The following is an 18,080-nucleotide window of genomic DNA, read 5'->3' as shown; positions in this document are numbered from 1 at the left end:
ATAAAAAATCATAAAAGGCGGAATAGCATGACAGTCACAATCAAAGATATAGCAAAATTGGCAAACGTTTCTCATACCACAGTATCAAGGGCTTTGAATAACAGTCCTTTTATTAAAGAGAAAACAAAACAAAACATCTTGTCGATTGCAAAACAGCTGAATTACTCACCGAATGTCCATGCCAGAGGCCTTGTCTCGCAAAAATCATTTACAATTGGTCTGTTTTTTACGAGTTTAACAGAAGGCACATCCTCAAGTTTCTTTGTTGATGCATTAAAAGGCGTCAACAGTGTAATAACAGAAAACTATCATTTGGTTGTAAGAGGAATTGACGATTTTCACGATTACACAACCATTCATAAACAGCGGTATGATGGTATTTTGCTTATGAGCCAAAGCGAGCATGATGAAGCGTTTATCCATCATGTGAAAAAACAGGGCATTCCCATTATTGTACTGAATCGCCGTGTAGAAAGTAATCAAGTGATGAATATATTAGCGGATGATGGTGAAGGGGCATACCAAGCTGCACACTATTTCATTCAGCAGGGGCATAAACAAATTGCCATTATTGAAGGGAAAGAAGGGTTTAAATCCACACAGGAAAGAAAAGCTGGTTTTTTGCAAGCACTCATTGACCATCATGTACCCATGAAGAAGGAATACATGATCACAGGCGACTATCATATGAAGAGCGGCTATGAATCAATGGAAGCCTTACTCACTCTTGATGATCCGCCAACTGCCCTTTTTTGCTCAAACGATGACATGGCGATTGGTGCGATGAATGCATTGTTTGCAAAAGGTAAAAGGTGTCCTGATGATCTCTCTATTATCGGTTTTGATGATATTTCATTTTCATCTTATACAACGCCTGCCCTCACAACAGTCAAAAAGCCAATTGAAAAAATGTGTGCGCTTGGAGCAGAAGCGATCCTTTCAGTCATCAACGGTGAAAAGCAAGAAGACGATCATCTGGAAAAAGTGTATGTCCACACAGAGCTGATGATTAGAGATTCAGTAAAAAAGGTGCAGTAATCAGCATCTTTTAAATGAAAATGTTCACGTGTGCAAACAATGCGGGGAGGAAAAGCGTTTGAGACGATTATCCAAAGATGTGTACCCAGTGGCTGAATATCCTGAAACCATTCTACAAATTGGCGAAGGAAACTTTATGCGGGGATTTATGAATTGGCAGATCCAGAAGCTAAACGACTGTACAGATTTTAAAGGAAGAGCAGTGGTCGTTCCTCCTCGAAAAGGATCAGTGACCGCTCTAAATGAACAAGATGGTTTGTACACTTTATGTATTCAAGGATTTCATGACCAAAAAGAAATGAACGAACGGATCGTCATTCAATCCATCAGCAGGGGAATCAGCACATATACAGATTATGAAGCCTTTTTACATGTAGCGGAAAGTCCTAATGTGCGCTTTGTCTTTTCTAATACAACAGAGGCAGGACTTGTGTTAAGAAAAGAGGACCGATTAGAAGATCGGCCGCAAGTAAGTTTTCCAGGAAAGCTGACAGCCTTCTTGTATCACCGCTTCAAAGCTTTTTCTGGAGATGAGAAAAAGGGCTTGATCATTTTACCTTGTGAATTGATTGAACAAAACGGTGATCGATTAAGAGAATATGTGATCACAATGGCAGCTGAGTGGAATCTTCCGCCTGATTTTGTGGCTTGGGTCAAGGAAGCCAACACGTTCTGTAATACGTTAGTTGATCGGATTGTCCCAGGATTTTCTCAGGAAGCAGCGGAGACTGTTCAAAAAGAAGAGGGGTATATCGATGAATTGCTTGTCACAGCAGAATATTATCACCTGTTTGTCATTGAAGCACCTGCGTTTGTTCAAAAAGAGCTTCCTTTTCAAGAAGCAGGGTTAAACGTACTTTTTGTGGAAGATATCGCTCCCTATCGTATGAGCAAGGTTCGCATTTTAAACGGTGCGCATACAGCGATGGTGCCGATTGCATATTCATGTGGCTTGGATACTGTCAAAAAAGCGGTGGATGATGAGCATGTTGGTGTGTTCATTCGCCGCATGCTTGAGGAGGAAGTGCTGCCAGGTTTGCCACTTCCTGAAGAAGAGCTGCTGCTTTATACACAATCCGTTTGGGATCGATTCTGCAACCCTTTTGTCAAACATCAATTACTTGATATTGCCTTAAATGGTGTATCGAAATTTCGGGCGCGTATTCTCCCGTCTCTTCTAGATTATATAGAGCTAAAAAAACAGTTGCCTACGAAACTTATGTTCTCACTGAGCAGTTTGATTTATTTTTATCAAGTCCATGCAGATCAAATAAAGGATGATGAGTCTGTGATGACATTCATGAAGGAAGCATGGGAGGAAGTGGACCATTCCTATGAATCAATGGTCGATCGACTTCTTTCAAACGAAGTTTTATGGGGGATGGATTTGACGAAGATCGCAGGGCTGAAGGATGCAGTAGCCGAGCAGCTCACCTTCATACATGAAAATGGCATGAGAGCTGCTGTTCACCAAATTCTTCAATATGAAAGTCAGGGGGAGAAGGCATGAGAGACTTTGTTGTGATTCATCCTTCAGATAATGTTGGTATCGCTTTAAAAGTGCTTGAGCAAGGCGAAGAGCTTCAGCACCAAGGTCATACAATCATTTTAAAAGAAACCGTTGCTAAAGGTCATAAATTTGCATTGGCTGAGATCAAAGAAAAAGAGAATATCATCAAATATGGCTACCCCATTGGTCATGCAGCCACTAAGATTTCTGCTGGAGAATGGGTGCATACGCACAATATCAAAACGAATCTATCAGGTAAGCTCGATTACGAATACCGACCTTCTTTAACAGAAAACCCCTATGAAAAAACGAATCTGACATTCAAAGGGTATAAACGAAAAAATGGCGCAAGTGGTATACGAAATGAGCTTTGGATTGTCCCAACAGTTGGGTGTGTCAATGGCATTGCCGATCAAATCATTCAAATATTTACTGCTGACATGGGGGGAAGCATCCATCCTTTTGAAACGGCGTTAGTATTAAAGCACAATTATGGATGCTCACAGCTTGGGGATGATCATGAAAACACAAAAACCATTCTTCAAAATGCCGTAAAGCACCCAAATGCTGGAGGGGTTCTCGTTCTAGGTCTTGGCTGTGAAAACAATGACATTGAGGATTTTAAAGCTACATTAGGGGAGTATGACAAGACGAGGGTGAAATTTTTAAGAAGCCAAGAAGTAGGGGATGAGATTGAGACGGGTGTCGCTTTGCTCAAGGAAATTTATGACGCAGCGAAAGAAGATCAGCGTGAAGACATTCCGTTATCTGAGCTGAAAATTGGCTTGAAATGCGGAGGTTCAGATGGGTTTTCAGGTATTACCGCAAATCCACTTTTAGGCAGACTGTCCGATTTTATTGTGGCTCAAGGAGGGACCACCGTCTTAACAGAAGTACCGGAAATGTTCGGGGCTGAAACGATCTTAATGGAGAGAGCGGAATCAAAAGCGACATTCGACAATATTGTGCAGATGATCAATGATTTTAAACAATACTTTATGGATCATCGACAGCCAGTATATGAAAATCCTTCCCCGGGAAATAAAGCAGGAGGAATTTCGACATTAGAAGATAAATCTCTCGGCTGCACACAAAAAGCGGGTACTTCCGTTATAAAGGATGTTTTAACATACGGGGAGCTGCTAAAACGAAAAGGATTGAATTTATTAAGTGCGCCTGGGAATGATTTGGTTGCTTCATCTGCTCTCGCAGCGTCTGGCTGTCAGCTCGTCCTCTTTACAACAGGCAGAGGCACACCGTTTGGCACATTTGTTCCAACGATGAAGGTATCGACCAATACTGCGTTATATGAAACAAAAAAACATTGGATTGACTTTAATGCGGGGGAATTGCTTGAGGATGTATCAGAAGATGTGGTGCTAGAGAAGTTCATTGCCACGGTGATTGATGTGGCGAGTGGAAAGCTGTTAAATCATGAAAAAAACAATTTTAGAGAGTTGGCTATTTTTAAAACAGGTGTGACACTTTAAGGCGTCTGGGGGATAAGGAAATGTCTAAAAAACGGAATTTGATGTATGTGACAGCAGGAACAGTACTAACAGGAATTGGAATCGCACGTTTAGCAAAGCAAGGGAAAAAAGACAAAGAAACAAATGGCATAGATCATGTGTTAAAGCAGATAAAAGCGCCAAAGTTCCCAGATCGTGAATTCAATGTCATTCATTATGGTGCAGATAACAAAGGGATAGAGCTTTCGACAAATGCTATTCAGTCTGCCATTGATGATGCACATCGTTTGAAAGGAGGGCGTGTGCTGATTCCTGAAGGGACATTTTTGACAGGCGCTCTAGAATTGAAAAGCAATGTAGAGCTTCATCTTCATGAAAACGCCTATGTGAGCTTCAGCCAAGATACACGTGATTATCTCCCGCTTGTTCTAACAAGATATGAAGGAATTGAGCTTTATAATTATTCACCACTTATTTATGCCCATCATGCAGAAAACATCGCGATTACAGGAGCAGGCACGCTGGACGGGAGAGGGGATGAACACCACTGGTGGCCTTGGAAGTATGGAACAAATGGTCAACCCTCTCAAGATCGGGATCGTCAGCTTCTTTTTGAAATGGCTGAAAAAAGAATACCAGTGGAAGAAAGAGTGTTTGGTGAAGGACATTATTTAAGATCAAGCTTTATCCAGCCATACAATTGCCAAAACATTCTCATTGAAGGAGTAACCGTAAAGGATTCACCGATGTGGCAAGTCCATCCGGTGTTAAGTGAAAACGTCATCGTCCGCGGTGTGAATATCATCGGTCATGGCCCAAATACAGATGGTGTGAATCCAGAGTCGTGCCGACATGTGCTCATTGAAGATTGTTATTTTGATAATGGCGATGATTGTATTGCCATTAAATCGGGCAGAAATGAGGACGGCCGGAGAATCGGTGTTCCATCTGAAAACATCGTCATTCGTAGAAATACGATGCGTGATGGTCATGGCGGAGTAACGATCGGGAGTGAAATCTCTGGAGGCGTCAAGTATGTATATGCAGAGGATAATGTCATGGACAGTCCGAACCTCGACAGGGCATTGCGCATTAAGACCAACTCTGTCAGGGGCGGTACCATTGAACACATCTATTTTAAAAACAATCTAGTGAAAAGCTTAAAGCATGAGGTGGTCTGTATCGACATGATGTATGAGGAAGGGGATGCCGGTCCGCATAGGCCTGTAGTCCGTCATATTGAAGTAGAAGGGCTAAAAAGCAGCGGAGGGCGATATGGTGTCAAGATCGCCGCATACTCACATTCCCCGGTCACACACTTTAAAATGAAAGACTGTGTCATTGACGATGTCACGTACCCTCTTTCATTAGAACATGCAGTATCTCCTTCATTTCAGAAAGTTGTCATTAATGGTGAACATATGAACCAATAGCGGAAGTGAAAACAGCCACGTCAAAGGCTGTTTTTCTTTTATAAGGGCAAAAAAACGTATTAGCCGTCACATATACAACCTATCTGCTCTGTAGTATAATATTCCCGAAATTAGAAAAGAATTGACGAAAGAGATGACGTCAAGCAGTACATAAAGCAGGGGGTTTATTGATGAAGAAGTTAACTGGTATTTGGCTATCATTGTTACTTGTGATCGGTGTTTTAGCAGGGTGTGCAGGTGCGGAAACGGACCAAAAAACAAACAGTTCAAAGCCTAAAGAGACAGCGGCTGCCGCATTTCCTGTATCCATCAAAGATGCAGTTGGTAAAACAGTTGAAATCAAAGAACAGCCTAAACGAATTGTTTCGTTAATTCCAAGTAATACAGAGGTTGCCTATGCCCTTGGTCTTGGAGATAAAATCGTTGGTCGATCAGACTTTGACAACTATCCAAAGGAAGTAGAAAAGGTGGAGAAGATTGGCGGTCTTGATTTCAATGTAGAGAAGGTTATTTCCTTAAAGCCTGATCTTGTCTTAGCACATGCATCACAAATGAGCTCAAAAGACGGATTTAAACAGCTTGAAGATGCAGGTATTCAAGTGCTGACTGTCAATGATGCGGCTTCCTTCAAAGATGTGTATAAGTCTATCCATATGATTGGTGAAGCAACCGGCGTAAAAGAGGCATCAACGAAGCTTGTAGATGAGATGAAATCAAAACTGAATGACATCAAAAAACAAGCAGAATCCATCTCCAAAGACAAACAAAAAACAGTTTTTGTCGAAGTATCAGGTGCGCCTGAAATTTATACAACAGGTAAACAAACGTTTATGGACGAAATGTTGTCTGTCATTCATGCAAAAAATGCTGCTGGCGACCAAATAGGCTGGGTGCAAATGACGGAAGAATCAATTATTAAACGAAATCCTGATGCTATTGTTACGATTGATGGCGCAAGTTTAGCTGATCTGAAAAAAAGAGACGGCTGGAAGGCGATCAAAGCAGTCAAAGAAAAACAAGTCTTTCAATTGAATACGGATCTGGCATCACGACCGGGACCGCGATTGGTTGAAGGAGTGGAGGCTCTTGCGAAAAGCATCTATCCTGACACGTTCAAATAAAATCATCATCGCATACACAGCAAGTGCTTTACTTCTTGTGGTGAGCATTGGAATGGGAATCTCATTTGGCAGTTTAGGGATTCCCATTCCTTCTATACTTCGGATCTTTGTTCATGAAGTATTTGGAATTCAGGCCGGAACCATTGATGCAATTGACCGCAATATTATGATGAATATCCGGCTGCCGAGAGTGATATTAGCGGCGTTAGTCGGAGCAGCTCTGGCGTTATCTGGTGCAGCCTTTCAAGGTTTATTAAAAAATCCCCTCGCTGACCCTTATACACTTGGGGTATCTCAAGGGGCATCTGTGGGGGCTGTAGCCACATTGTTTTTCAGTTTGCAGTTTCCTTTGCTTGGCAGTTTTACACTGCCTTTTTTGAGTATGACAACAGCGCTTGTCACACTATGTCTCGTCTTCTTTTTTGCCCGTCTGGTTCACCGAGGAATGAGCATTTCTTCTTTAATTTTGACGGGGGTCATCTTTAGCTCTTTTTTAGGAGCGCTCATTTCATTAATGATTGCGTTAACAGGTGATGATTTAAAAGAGATTATTCATTGGCTTCTAGGCAGTGTGTCTATGAGAGGCTGGCGATATATTGCTCTTTTCCTTCCTTTTTTCCTCATTGGTACATTTGCACTCATCCTGATGGGAAGAGATTTAAATGTGATGACATATGGCGAAGAAAAGGCAAAACTGTTAGGGGTGCATGTGAAACGGAGCAAATATGTGGTGTTGCTTGCTGGTTCGATTCTGACTGGAAGTGCGGTGGCTGTGTCAGGAACGATCGGATTTGTAGGACTGGTGATTCCACATTTTATCCGTCTTTTATCCATTACGGATCATCGTCATTTGCTGCCTTTGTCGATGCTGAATGGTGCTTCCTTTCTCGTTTTAGCAGATGTGCTCTCCCGTACGATCATTGAACCGACTGAATTGCCTATTGGCATCATTACGGCGTTAATTGGTGCTCCTGTCTTTGGCATCATCCTCATCCGCAGATATAGAGGAGGGACGCATCTATGATTCAAGTGAAGGAAGTTAGAGGAGGATATGGTGAAAAAGAGGTCATTCACGGCGTGAGTTTTGAAGTGGAGCGAGGGGAATTCCTCGGCATCCTTGGTCCGAATGGGAGCGGTAAGACGACGCTACTTAAAATGATCGCAGGTATTTTAGCACCTGAGAGCGGCCAAGTAACACTAAGTGGTCATCCAGTTCAATCCTACCGCCCAAAGGCACTTGCGCAAAAATTGGCGGTTCTCCCTCAGAAGACCGATCAAGCCTTTTCATTTACAGTGGAAGAAACGGTCCAGTTTGGGCGTTATCCTTATCAGAAAGGGTGGCTGCAATCTGTTACGAAAGAAGATATCGAGATTGTCAGCAAGGTGATGGACCAAACAGATATTGCGCAATTTAAGGATCAATCCATCCATGAGTTAAGCGGTGGAGAACAGCAGCGGGTTTACTTAGCTCAAGCGCTGGCTCAGTGCCCTGACTATTTATTGCTGGATGAACCAACCAGTTTTCTTGATTTAGCTTATCAAAAAGAGTTACTCGATTTGATTAAACAAGAGACCGCTTCCTCTAACTTAACGGTGATCGGTGTGTTTCATGATGTGAACATTGCCAGTTTGTATTGTGACCGTTTGCTTTTGCTGAATGAAGGAAAGACGGACATGCTGGGAGAACCGCATCATGTGTTGACCACCGAACGGGTGAACCGGGTGTATGAAACAGATGTAACACCTCTCCAACATCCACTGCGGGCCAACCCTCAGCTGGTAATTGAACCTGCGTCCATCTCTGAACATTCAAGGCTGAACTTAGCGGATGGGTGGAAAACATATGGCGCAAACGGAATGACATTTTCTACTCATCAGCCATTGCGCATCCTTTCATCACATGAGAAAAGCGGGGGTTTCTTTTGGACACGGTCCCTTGGAACGGGAACTGAAGCACTCCAAGACATGCTGGATGATGAGGAAGGGTACTTATTTCTTGGTCAATCTGATGGGCCGAAGCAATACGCCGCTGAAGATGATGATGAAGATGTCCTTCTTTATGGGATGCATCAAGAAGGAGAGCTGTCCGTTTGGCTTGTGCTGAAAGGAACGATATCAGATGGTGCGTCTGTCCAGCTGATGGGCGAGCTGATGCACTTCATTAAACAAGAGACAAGTATCCAGGTACATCATCTTTGTATCGCTGCTGCCAATGCAGAAGAAAAGGAGCATACTGCTCATTTACATGAAAGAGTCAGACAGAAAGTGAAGCGTCTTCTTCATACATTGAATGCTATGAAAAAGTGAACCGGCTGGTTCGCTTTTTTTGTTGAAAACATCAACATCTACTTATGTCATCCACTGAATATTTGAAAAAAACGAAAAATGTGTTGCTAAATAAATCATATTGCTTTTATAATAAGAATTATGAAAGCGTTTTAATAATTAATTGTTTAAAAATGCAACAACCGGAAGGGGAGGATCATTTGAACATTCAAGGAATCATTCCAGCTATTTTGACACCGCTTACAGAAGAAGAGCATTTTCATCCAGAAGTGACAAAGCAACTTATTGATCATTTAATCGACTCAGGTGTGCACGGCATCTTTGCTTTAGGGACAAACGGCGAATTTCATTTGTTTTCAGAGGAAGAAAAGCTTCAAATTGCTGAAACTGTTGTAAAGGCTGCGGGCGGCAGGGTGCCTGTATACATGGGAGCAGGTGAGAATAGCACTAAGGCAACCATTAAGCTGTCAAACATGTTCGCAGATTTAGGCGTAGATGTCTTGTCGGTTATCACCCCTTATTTTGTTGCGCCATCACAAGAGGAGCTGTATGAGCATTTTCGTCATATTTCAGAGAATGTGACCATCCCCATTTTACTTTATAACATTCCATCAAGAACAGGTGTGTCACTTGCGCCAGAGACGGTTGCAAGGCTCAGCGTCCTACCGAATGTGTTAGGTATTAAAGACAGTAGTGGAGATATTGCCAATATCAAAGCGTATCTCGATGTCACAAAGGATGAAGAGTTTGTCGTGCTTGCAGGAACGGATTCCCTCATTTTAGAGACATTGAAGCTAGGCGGAACAGGTGCAGTGGCGGCAACGGCAAATGTGCTTCCCAAAACCGTCGTTGGCATTTATGAATCGTTTCAGCAAGGAAATCTTGACCAAAGTGAGCAATGTCAGCAGCAGCTGCAGCCGTTAAGAGCGACATTCACATTAGGAACGTTACCAGCACCTTTGAAAAAAGCAGCTGAACTTTCAGGGATTCCTGTAGGTCCGCCAAAAAGCCCGGTCAAAGCATTATCCGGCGAGGCTTTAGAAGCTGTGATGAACATGATGGAGAATTATCGGATACAAGCAAAAGCAGCAAAGGAGTCGTGAAGAGATGACCATATCACATTATCACTTTCAAACGGCATCACACATTGTTTCTGGCGCCCACTCTCTAGAGCTCCTTGGGGAGAAACTAGAGCTATTAGGACTTAGCAAATTGAGATCGATTTTTATTTTAACGCAGCCATCCATCGTATCTCTTGGTTACGCAGATCAAATCAAAACAGAACTTGCGAAAAAAGGGATTGCGAGTGAGATCAGCACAGAGATTAAGCCTGAACCAACGGAAGAAAATATCGAGGACGTATTCCAGACATTTTTAAAAGGGGAGCATGAAGCCATTATTGGGATTGGTGGCGGGAGTGTGCTGGATGCGGCCAAAATATTAGCTGTTCTAAAGACGAATGATCAGCCAATTTCTGATCTCGTTGGCACGAACCTTGTTAAAAAAAGAGGAGTTCCAACGATTCTCATTCCAACAACCTCAGGTACGGGATCAGAAGTGACACCAAACGCGATTGTTACCTTTCCGGAAAAAGAATTAAAAATTGGCATGGTCAGCCCATACCTTTTGCCTGATCTTGTGATCTTAGATCCCGCACTGACACTCAAATTGCCAAAAGCCATTACCGCAGCTACAGGGATGGATGCTTTTACGCATGCGCTTGAATCGTATATTTCAAATAAAGCCAATCCATTTAGTGATATGTTTGCACTCGAATCGATGAGGCTCATTTCAGGAAGTATTCAGGAGGCCTATCATCACGGGGATAATATGACAGCAAGGGAAGATATGCTGGTTGGTGCCATGTATGGCGGGATGGCGCTCACAAGTGCCGGAACCGCTGCTGTTCATGCAATGGCTTATCCGTTAGGGGGGAAATTCAAAATGTCACACGGTGTCGCTAATTCCATGCTGCTTCCTCATGTCACGGCGTTTAATGCAGACCATATCAAAGATCGTCTTGAAGATATTGCTAGAGTGATAGGGATCGAAGAGAAAGGCTCAAAGCATACGCTTGCAGAGCAAGTGATTCGTCAAGTAGAAGAGTGGACAGCGGATTTACACATTCCTCAACAACTCAAAGCCTTCGGCGTGTCAAAAGAAGATGTGCCGGCACTTGCTGAAGCTGCTTCGGAGGTGAAGAGATTAATGGATAACAACCCGAAGCCGATGTCTGTCTCTGATATTGAACAGATCTACATGAAACTGCTCCACGTTTAACACTTCATACGTCACTGGGATGGGACATGAGAAGTTGCTTCATACGGCTTGCACACAAAGGGGGATTTTAAGTGAATGTCTTAAGTAGTTCTGTCATCACATTTATTTTAATCGTCATTATTCTCTATATTCTGTTTACGACCTGGCTGACGATGCGTTTCCGTAGTAAGTCTAACTCAGAATTTAACAATGCCGCTAAGTCACTTCCAGCTATTGTGGTCGGTATTTTGTTAATGAGTGAATTCATTGGGACGAAGTCAACTGTCGGAACAGCTGAATCTGCTTTTACACATGGGCTTTCCGCTTCATGGTCTGTTATCACAGTTGCTATTGCCTTTTTTATTTTTTCCTTTTTCTTAGTGGGAAAGTTTTATCGAACAGGGCAATACACGATTTCAGGTATTATCGATCAAAAATTTGGAAAATCAACAAAGCTTGTTGTCTCTGTCATTATGATTGCAGCCCTGCTCTTAGTGAATCTAGGAAACTATTTAAGTGGTTCAGCTGCCATTGCATCCATTCTTGGCCTTCCTTTAATGACCTGTGCCATCATCACGGCGGTTGTGAGTACATTTTATTTTACTTTCGGAGGAATGAAGGGGGTTGCATGGGTCACGATCCTTCATTCAATTGTGAAGTATGCGGGGATTTTAATTACACTAGGGGTAGCCCTTTATTTAACAAAAGGCTTTGAGCCAATGAAACAAACATTACCCGACCATTTCTTTACATGGGATGGGACAATCGGTTGGGGAACGATTGGAGCTTGGTTTATAGGAAACATGGGGGCCATTTTTGCGACGCAGTTTATCATTCAAGCGATCACTTCGTCGAAAAGTGAGCGAGAAGCGAAAAAATCGACCCTGTATGCAGCACTCCTTTGTTTGCCGCTTGCCATTGCGATCGGGATCATCGGTGTCTCAGCCCGTTATTTGTATCCAGACATTGATCCTATTTATGCTTTCCCTGTCTTTTTACAGCATATGAATCCGATTTTGAGCGCTATTGTGGCAACATCGCTTGTCGCATCCATTTTTGTTGGTGTCTCGACGGTTGCACTTGCTACAACCACGTTGATTATTGATGACTTTTATGTACCGAAAAAGAAACCATCACCAGAGCAGCGTATGAAGGTGACTCGGTATGTAGCCGTCATGGTTGGGATTGTGCCGCTTGTGGGGGTCGCACTTGCACCAGAGTTGCTGTCACTTTCCTTTTTTACACGAGCACTTCGAACATCGATTGCAGTTGTAGCAGCAATGGGCTTTTACTTGCCATACTTTAATTCAAATAGAGGAGCAACCATTGGTCTTGCCGCTTCAGGCATCGCCACGACGGTGTGGTATTTACTCGATAATCCATTTGGAATCGATAATATGTATGTGGCCATTATCATTCCTTTCCTAGTTCTGGTGATGGATCGATGGATCAGCCCGCCAGCTAAAAAGGATCAATCACTGAAAGGAGAATTATGATGACAAATGAAGACATCATGATCAAAATAGATGGAAAATTGCGACAAAATGAACAAGACGCAGCTAGAAAAGAAGCCTTTTTACCAACAGATTGCGTGCAAAACCATGCGGCAAATCTCATCGAACTGGATAATGGAGATTTGCTGTGTGTATGGTTTGGCGGTACGCAAGAAGGAATTCCTGATATCTCTATCTATATGTCAAGGCTCAAGCAAGGAAGTAATCAATGGACGAAGGCTGTGAAGCTGTCTGATGATTCTACACGATCTGAACAAAATCCAGTTCTTTTTCAAGAGAAAGATGGCAGGCTGTGGCTGCTTTATACAGCACAACTTTCTGGCAATCAAGATACAGCTCTTGTGAGATATCGTTTATCGGAGGATAGAGGAGAGACTTGGGGAGAGATTGGTACTTTATTTGATCAGCCGGGGACGTTTATACGACAGCCTATTGTTGTATTGGATAATGATGATTGGCTCCTTCCGGTGTTCTATTGTAAAACGATTCCTGGCGTAAAATGGACAGGAAACCGTGATGTCAGTGCTGTGAAGATTTCCTCAGATCAAGGGAAGACCTGGGAAGAGGTCACTGTGCCCAACAGTACTGGCTGTGTTCATATGAATATCGGAAAATGTGCGGATGGTTCCCTGCTTGCTCTCTTTAGAAGCCGGTTTGCTGATTCGATTTATATGAGCCGTTCAGTGGATCATGGACGGACATGGTCTGAGCCAAAAGCAACAGAGCTGCCAAACAATAACTCATCCATTCAATTTACGGTGCTCCATAATGGTCATCTTGCCCTCGTTTATAACCATATCAATGCGGATGATCAAACAGAAAGAAGGGCGTCCTTATATGATGAGATTGAGGATGAAGGCGATACACGCACGGCCATTGATACAGAGGCACGTCCAGCCTTTTGGGGAACACCTCGTGCGCCAATGACACTTGCCATCTCGACGGATGATGGTGCGACATGGCCCATCAGACGTAACCTTGAAATTGGTGATGGATATGCCATGACAAACAACTCAAAGGACAAATTGAATCGAGAGTATTCCTATCCATCCATCACAGAAGGAAAAGATGGTAGTCTGCACATTGCGTTTACTTTTTACCGGCAGGCCATCAAGTATGTGTGTGTGAAAGAAGAATGGACTCATCACACGTCTTAACCGCAAGGGATCAGTGTTTCCGTGAATTGTAACCCTCATTTTCTTCATTTATAATTGATGTTTGGAGGGTTGTCTCAATTTGCTAACATTTGGACTCCCTCAACGTATGTCTCACGATGAAGAGATAAAAAATGGGGGTCCTTTTCATGAATATAAAAGTATTAGGTATTGCGCCGTATAAAGGATTAGGCGATGTATTAACCGACCTTGCCAAAGACGAAAAAAGCATCACATTCCAGCTTGAAGTCGGAGATCTTAGGTCTGGTGTTGCACTGGCAGAACAGGCCGAGGCTCAAGGAATGGATATTATTATGAGCCGCGGGGGGACAGCTGCGCTTATTCAAAAACACGTCAACATTCCAGTGGTGGATATCCCTGTGTCAGGCTACGACTTGCTTCGTGCCCTCACGCTGATTAAAGATTACCAAGGGAAAAAAGCAGTAGTTGGATTTGAAAATATTACACATGGTGTACGCACCATCGGAGAGTTATACGGGATCAAAATTGATATTTATACGATACAGCAAGAGGAAGAAGTGTGGGATCTTTTACAGCAGTTACAGGAGCAAGGGACACAGGTTGTACTGGGTGATGTGATTACAGATAAAGCGGCCAAGGAGCTGGGGATGCAAAGCATGCTCATTACCTCAGGACGTGAATCTGTCAAAGAAGCGTTTCATCAAGCAAAACAAATGTACCGTTTATATAAAGAGGCGACAGCTGAGCAGCGCCTCTTTCGTGAAATGATTGACCAAGAGTCAAAAGGGATGCTGATCATTGATCAGCACAATCAGCTTTATTTTATCAATCAACAAATGAAAGAATGGACAGAAAAAGGGTTATTTGCACCGTTTACGTCTCATGTTGATGTGATGGCATGGTGCCCGGCGCTTGAACCAGCAGTAAAAGCGGTTCGAGAAGGAAAACAAAATGGATATTCTCAAATCTCCTTTCAGCAGCAAGTGTGGCATGTCAAAGGAAGCTTATTATCTAAAGGTGAGCTGCTTTTGACGATTGAGAAGCCTTCTGCTGTGATTAATAGGGAGGGGCAGCGTATATGGACGCTGGCTGCACCTGTTCATTCAGCACATCCATTTGCTCTTTTTACTGAGCAGAGTTCAAATATGAAAGATGTGATTAAAAGGGCAAAGGCGTTCAGCCAAACAGATCGATCGATTTGTCTTTATGGTGAACAAGGAACTGGTAAATCAAGCCTTGCTTTTGCTATTCACCAAATGAGTGAGAGGAAAAATGAGAGCTTTATGACGGTGCATTGCAGCCGTTTGACTGAATTAAATGATGTAAACATAATTCCGGTGCATCAAAAAGGGACGATCTTTCTGAAGGATATTGATCGTGTCCCAATGGCTATGCAGTCCATCATGGCCGAGCAGCTTATTCATCATCAGCAGAACATTCGCTGGATGGCTGCATCTACAGTTGATTTGTTCAAATTGATGCAATCTGGGGCGTTTCATGAAGACCTATATACGTGTTTGCAGGAGCTCGTCATTCATGTCCCGCCGTTATCTGAACGGGCAGAAGATATTGAGGATATGAGCCGGTTATTTATAGCTGAATTAAATTCTCTTTATGGGACGCAGGTTGTTGGGCTGTCAGCAGAAGTGATTGCCGCCTTTCAAAACGAGCGATTTAGAGAAAATGTCCGGCAGTTCAAGCGAATTATGGAGGAACTGGTGCTGACAACAAAAAGTGGATATATCACATTGAGTAAAGCAAAGCCGGCAATTGAGCAACTGGCTTCTGAGAATGAAGAAAAACAGCTGTCCAGCTATTTACATGGCACGCTTGACGAAATTGAAAGACGAATCATTCGGACGGTGCTGGAAGAAGAAAATATGAATCAATCAAAAGCAGCAAAGCGGCTCAATATTAACCGCACGACGCTGTGGAGAAAGCTAAAGGAATAATATGCAATGAGACCGAGGTGTCTAAATGACAAACGATCTATTAAAAAAAGGAGCGAACTTAGAGCAAAAGGTGATCATTGTGGCTGATGATTTAACAGGCGCAAGTGATACAGGTGTTCAATTTGTGAAGGCCGGTTTAAAAGCCTCTGTGCTGTTCCAGCCGTCATTTGAGGATATGAGCCGGTACAAGGAGGAAGATGTACTGATTGTCGATACAGACTCACGAAGTATGTCTTCTGAAAGAGCGTATAATGAGGTCAGTCAAGTGGTCCAGCCGTTTCTACAAGGGGATTCGCACCTTTTCTTTAAAAAAATAGATTCAACGTTAAGAGGAAATATAGGAATAGAGCTTCAGGCACTAATGGATCTTGGCCGGTTTGATGCGGCAGTCATTGCCCCCGCTTACCCCGATGCGAATAGATCTACGGCCTATGGGATTCATTATGTGGAGGGTGTGCCTGTTCATCTATCAGAAGCAGCGAAGGACCCAAAAACGCCTGTCCTGACATCCAGTATTTCAGACTTAATTGACGAGCAGACAAACATCAAGCCAAAACATCTTTCGAAGCAAGCGGTCTATTCAGAGCTAAACGAAACGAGTCATGACGTTTCATCTTTATTAAAACATGGTCATCAATGGTTTGTGTGTGATGCAGAAACGAACAATGATTTAACACAGATCGTTGATTTGTTTATGAAGATCAATCAAAGAGTGCTTTGGGTCGGGTCAGCCGGACTCGCTGGCGCATTATCATCCTATGTCGCGAAACACCGCAATCTTTCTCATGCAAAAAAGCATGAATCTGTTCTCATCGTTTCAGGAAGTGCTTCTCAAAAAACAAATGAGCAGTTTGCTTTTTTAAGAGAAAAGCACAAATGTCTCGATGTGAAAGTGAACCCGTTGAATGTATTAAACGGCCGTGAAGCATGGGAAAGGAAATCAGTCATGGATCAGCTGCTCATGCGTCAGGATGAAGATATTCTCCTTTATACAGACGCAAGGCCAGAAATGGTTGAACAGATGTTGGCATACGGTGAAGCGAATGGCATGACAAGACAAGAAGTAGGAAGTACCTTATCTGTCTGTCTTGGTAAGATCACAAAAGACATTGTTGAATTAACAGGGATGAAACGCCTTTTTTTAACTGGTGGAGATACGGCGCGTGCGATATGCCATGAGCTTGGAGCAGGCGGGATTCAGCTGTTGAAAGAAATTGAACCCGGCATCCCGCTTGGGCGGCTCGTTGATACGAGTGTATATGCGGTCACAAAAGCAGGGGCATATGGTCAAAAAGATTCTGTGCTCCATGCGGTTGAAGTGTTGAAAAACATAGAGGGGGTAGACGAATGGCAAAACCAATCATTGCTGTAACGATGGGAGATGCTTCTGGGGTTGGTCCTGAAATTATTTTAAAAGCCTTCCAGCAAAGCCGTTTACATGAAGAAGCCGTTCTATTTGTCATTGGAGACACCCATATATTAAATAGGGCGAAAGATTTTGTGAATACACATGTGGAGATTGTCAGTATTAAAGAACCGGAGGAGGCGGAACAAGTAAAAGCTGGTGCCGTTCCTTGTCTTGATCTTCATCTATTAACAAGTGATATTCCAGTAGGAGAGATTTCAAAAGAAGCAGGGAATGCCGCTTTTCGATATCTTGAAAAAGCCATTACACTTGCGAATGACCGTAGAATTGACGGCATTTGTACAGCACCGTTAAACAAGGAAGCACTTCATAAGGCTGGTCATATGTATCCAGGGCATACAGAAATATTAGCTGACCTGACAGGTACGGACGATTATGCCATGATGCTGGCAGCTCCTAATTTAAAAGTGGTGCATGTGACGACACATATCGGATTAATGGATGCCATCTTAAAAATCAATCCTGAGCGTGTATACACAACGATTAAACTGGCTCATGATACCCTCGTTCGATCTGGTATCCCTGCACCTAGAATTGCTGTGTGCGGGATTAATCCGCATGCCGGGGAGAATGGTCTGTTTGGAAACGGAGAAGAAGAGGAGAAGATCATTCCAGCGGTAGAACGAGCACAGGATGAAGGGGTTCAAGTATTTGGCCCGCTACCAGCTGATACACTGTTCTTTAGGGCGACAAGAGGCGACTTTGATATCGTTGTGGCGATGTATCATGATCAAGGGCATGGACCAATCAAGGTGCTTGGCTTAGAATCAGGCGTTAATATTACAGTTGGATTGCCTATAATCCGTACAAGTGTCGATCATGGGACAGCATTTGATATTGCAGGAACAGGAAAGGCTGATTCTGCGAGTATGGAAGAAGCCATTCGGCAGGCAATCATGCTTTCTGGTACGAGAGAGAACCGATAGTAAAAGTGAA

14 protein-coding genes are annotated in these 18,080 nt (G+C 43.1%); all 14 read left to right on the top strand.

Going from position 1 to position 18,080, the window contains the following annotated elements:
- The first annotated feature begins 27 nt into the window (after positions 1-27).
- Positions 28-1,038 (top strand): LacI family DNA-binding transcriptional regulator, encoded by a 1,011-nt coding sequence (locus V7L95_RS03335; RefSeq protein ID WP_017359253.1) that lies wholly within the window; start codon positions 28-30, stop codon positions 1,036-1,038.
- Positions 1,039-1,096: 58 nt separating this feature from the next.
- Complete coding sequence (locus V7L95_RS03330; RefSeq protein ID WP_046344462.1) at positions 1,097-2,548, top strand: tagaturonate reductase; 1,452 nt, start codon at positions 1,097-1,099, stop codon at positions 2,546-2,548.
- Entirely contained in the window at positions 2,545-4,038 is a 1,494-nt protein-coding gene (locus V7L95_RS03325) for an altronate dehydratase family protein (RefSeq protein WP_046344460.1), read from the top strand. The genes V7L95_RS03330 and V7L95_RS03325 overlap by 4 nt, the downstream gene beginning before the upstream one ends.
- A 20-nt stretch (positions 4,039-4,058) precedes the next feature.
- Positions 4,059-5,450 carry a glycoside hydrolase family 28 protein gene (locus V7L95_RS03320; RefSeq protein WP_046527685.1) on the top strand — a complete coding sequence of 464 codons (1,392 nt, stop codon included), beginning with the start codon at positions 4,059-4,061 and terminating at the stop codon, positions 5,448-5,450.
- Positions 5,451-5,620: 170 nt separating this feature from the next.
- Positions 5,621-6,571, top strand: a complete 951-nt coding sequence (locus V7L95_RS03315) for an ABC transporter substrate-binding protein (RefSeq protein WP_340967984.1) — start codon at positions 5,621-5,623, stop codon at positions 6,569-6,571.
- Positions 6,537-7,595 carry an iron ABC transporter permease gene (locus tag V7L95_RS03310; RefSeq protein WP_340967983.1) on the top strand — a complete coding sequence of 353 codons (1,059 nt, stop codon included), beginning with the start codon at positions 6,537-6,539 and terminating at the stop codon, positions 7,593-7,595. Before V7L95_RS03315 ends, V7L95_RS03310 begins: the two co-directional genes overlap by 35 nt.
- On the top strand, positions 7,592-8,878 hold the full coding sequence (locus tag V7L95_RS03305) for a heme ABC transporter ATP-binding protein (protein ID WP_340967981.1): 1,287 nt from the start codon (positions 7,592-7,594) through the stop codon (positions 8,876-8,878). Before V7L95_RS03310 ends, V7L95_RS03305 begins: the two co-directional genes overlap by 4 nt.
- A gap of 179 nt (positions 8,879-9,057) precedes the next feature.
- Complete coding sequence (gene dapA / locus V7L95_RS03300; RefSeq protein ID WP_017359260.1) at positions 9,058-9,960, top strand: 4-hydroxy-tetrahydrodipicolinate synthase; 903 nt, start codon at positions 9,058-9,060, stop codon at positions 9,958-9,960.
- 4 nt (positions 9,961-9,964) lie between these two features.
- On the top strand, positions 9,965-11,137 hold the full coding sequence (locus tag V7L95_RS03295) for an iron-containing alcohol dehydrogenase (protein ID WP_340967979.1): 1,173 nt from the start codon (positions 9,965-9,967) through the stop codon (positions 11,135-11,137).
- Positions 11,138-11,208: 71 nt separating this feature from the next.
- Complete coding sequence (locus tag V7L95_RS03290) at positions 11,209-12,612, top strand: sodium:solute symporter family protein (RefSeq protein ID WP_008347100.1); 1,404 nt, start codon at positions 11,209-11,211, stop codon at positions 12,610-12,612.
- Positions 12,612-13,787 carry an exo-alpha-sialidase gene (locus V7L95_RS03285; RefSeq protein WP_052320879.1) on the top strand — a complete coding sequence of 392 codons (1,176 nt, stop codon included), beginning with the start codon at positions 12,612-12,614 and terminating at the stop codon, positions 13,785-13,787. The genes V7L95_RS03290 and V7L95_RS03285 overlap by 1 nt, the downstream gene beginning before the upstream one ends.
- A 146-nt stretch (positions 13,788-13,933) precedes the next feature.
- Positions 13,934-15,718 carry a sigma-54-dependent Fis family transcriptional regulator gene (locus V7L95_RS03280; protein WP_249476559.1) on the top strand — a complete coding sequence of 595 codons (1,785 nt, stop codon included), beginning with the start codon at positions 13,934-13,936 and terminating at the stop codon, positions 15,716-15,718.
- A 25-nt stretch (positions 15,719-15,743) separates the two neighbouring features.
- A complete protein-coding gene (locus V7L95_RS03275) occupies positions 15,744-17,090 on the top strand; it encodes a four-carbon acid sugar kinase family protein (protein ID WP_116306190.1) in 1,347 nt (448 codons plus the stop codon).
- On the top strand, positions 17,066-18,070 hold the full coding sequence (pdxA, locus tag V7L95_RS03270; RefSeq protein ID WP_035389369.1) for a 4-hydroxythreonine-4-phosphate dehydrogenase PdxA: 1,005 nt from the start codon (positions 17,066-17,068) through the stop codon (positions 18,068-18,070). Before V7L95_RS03275 ends, pdxA begins: the two co-directional genes overlap by 25 nt.
- Positions 18,071-18,080 lie beyond the last annotated feature (10 nt).

Origin of the sequence: Bacillus sp. PPSBB_11 (assembly GCF_038023285.1) — a bacterium.
Classification (GTDB): Bacteria; Bacillota; Bacilli; order Bacillales; family Bacillaceae; genus Bacillus; species Bacillus altitudinis.
This window is presented reverse-complemented; position numbering and strand designations above follow the sequence as displayed.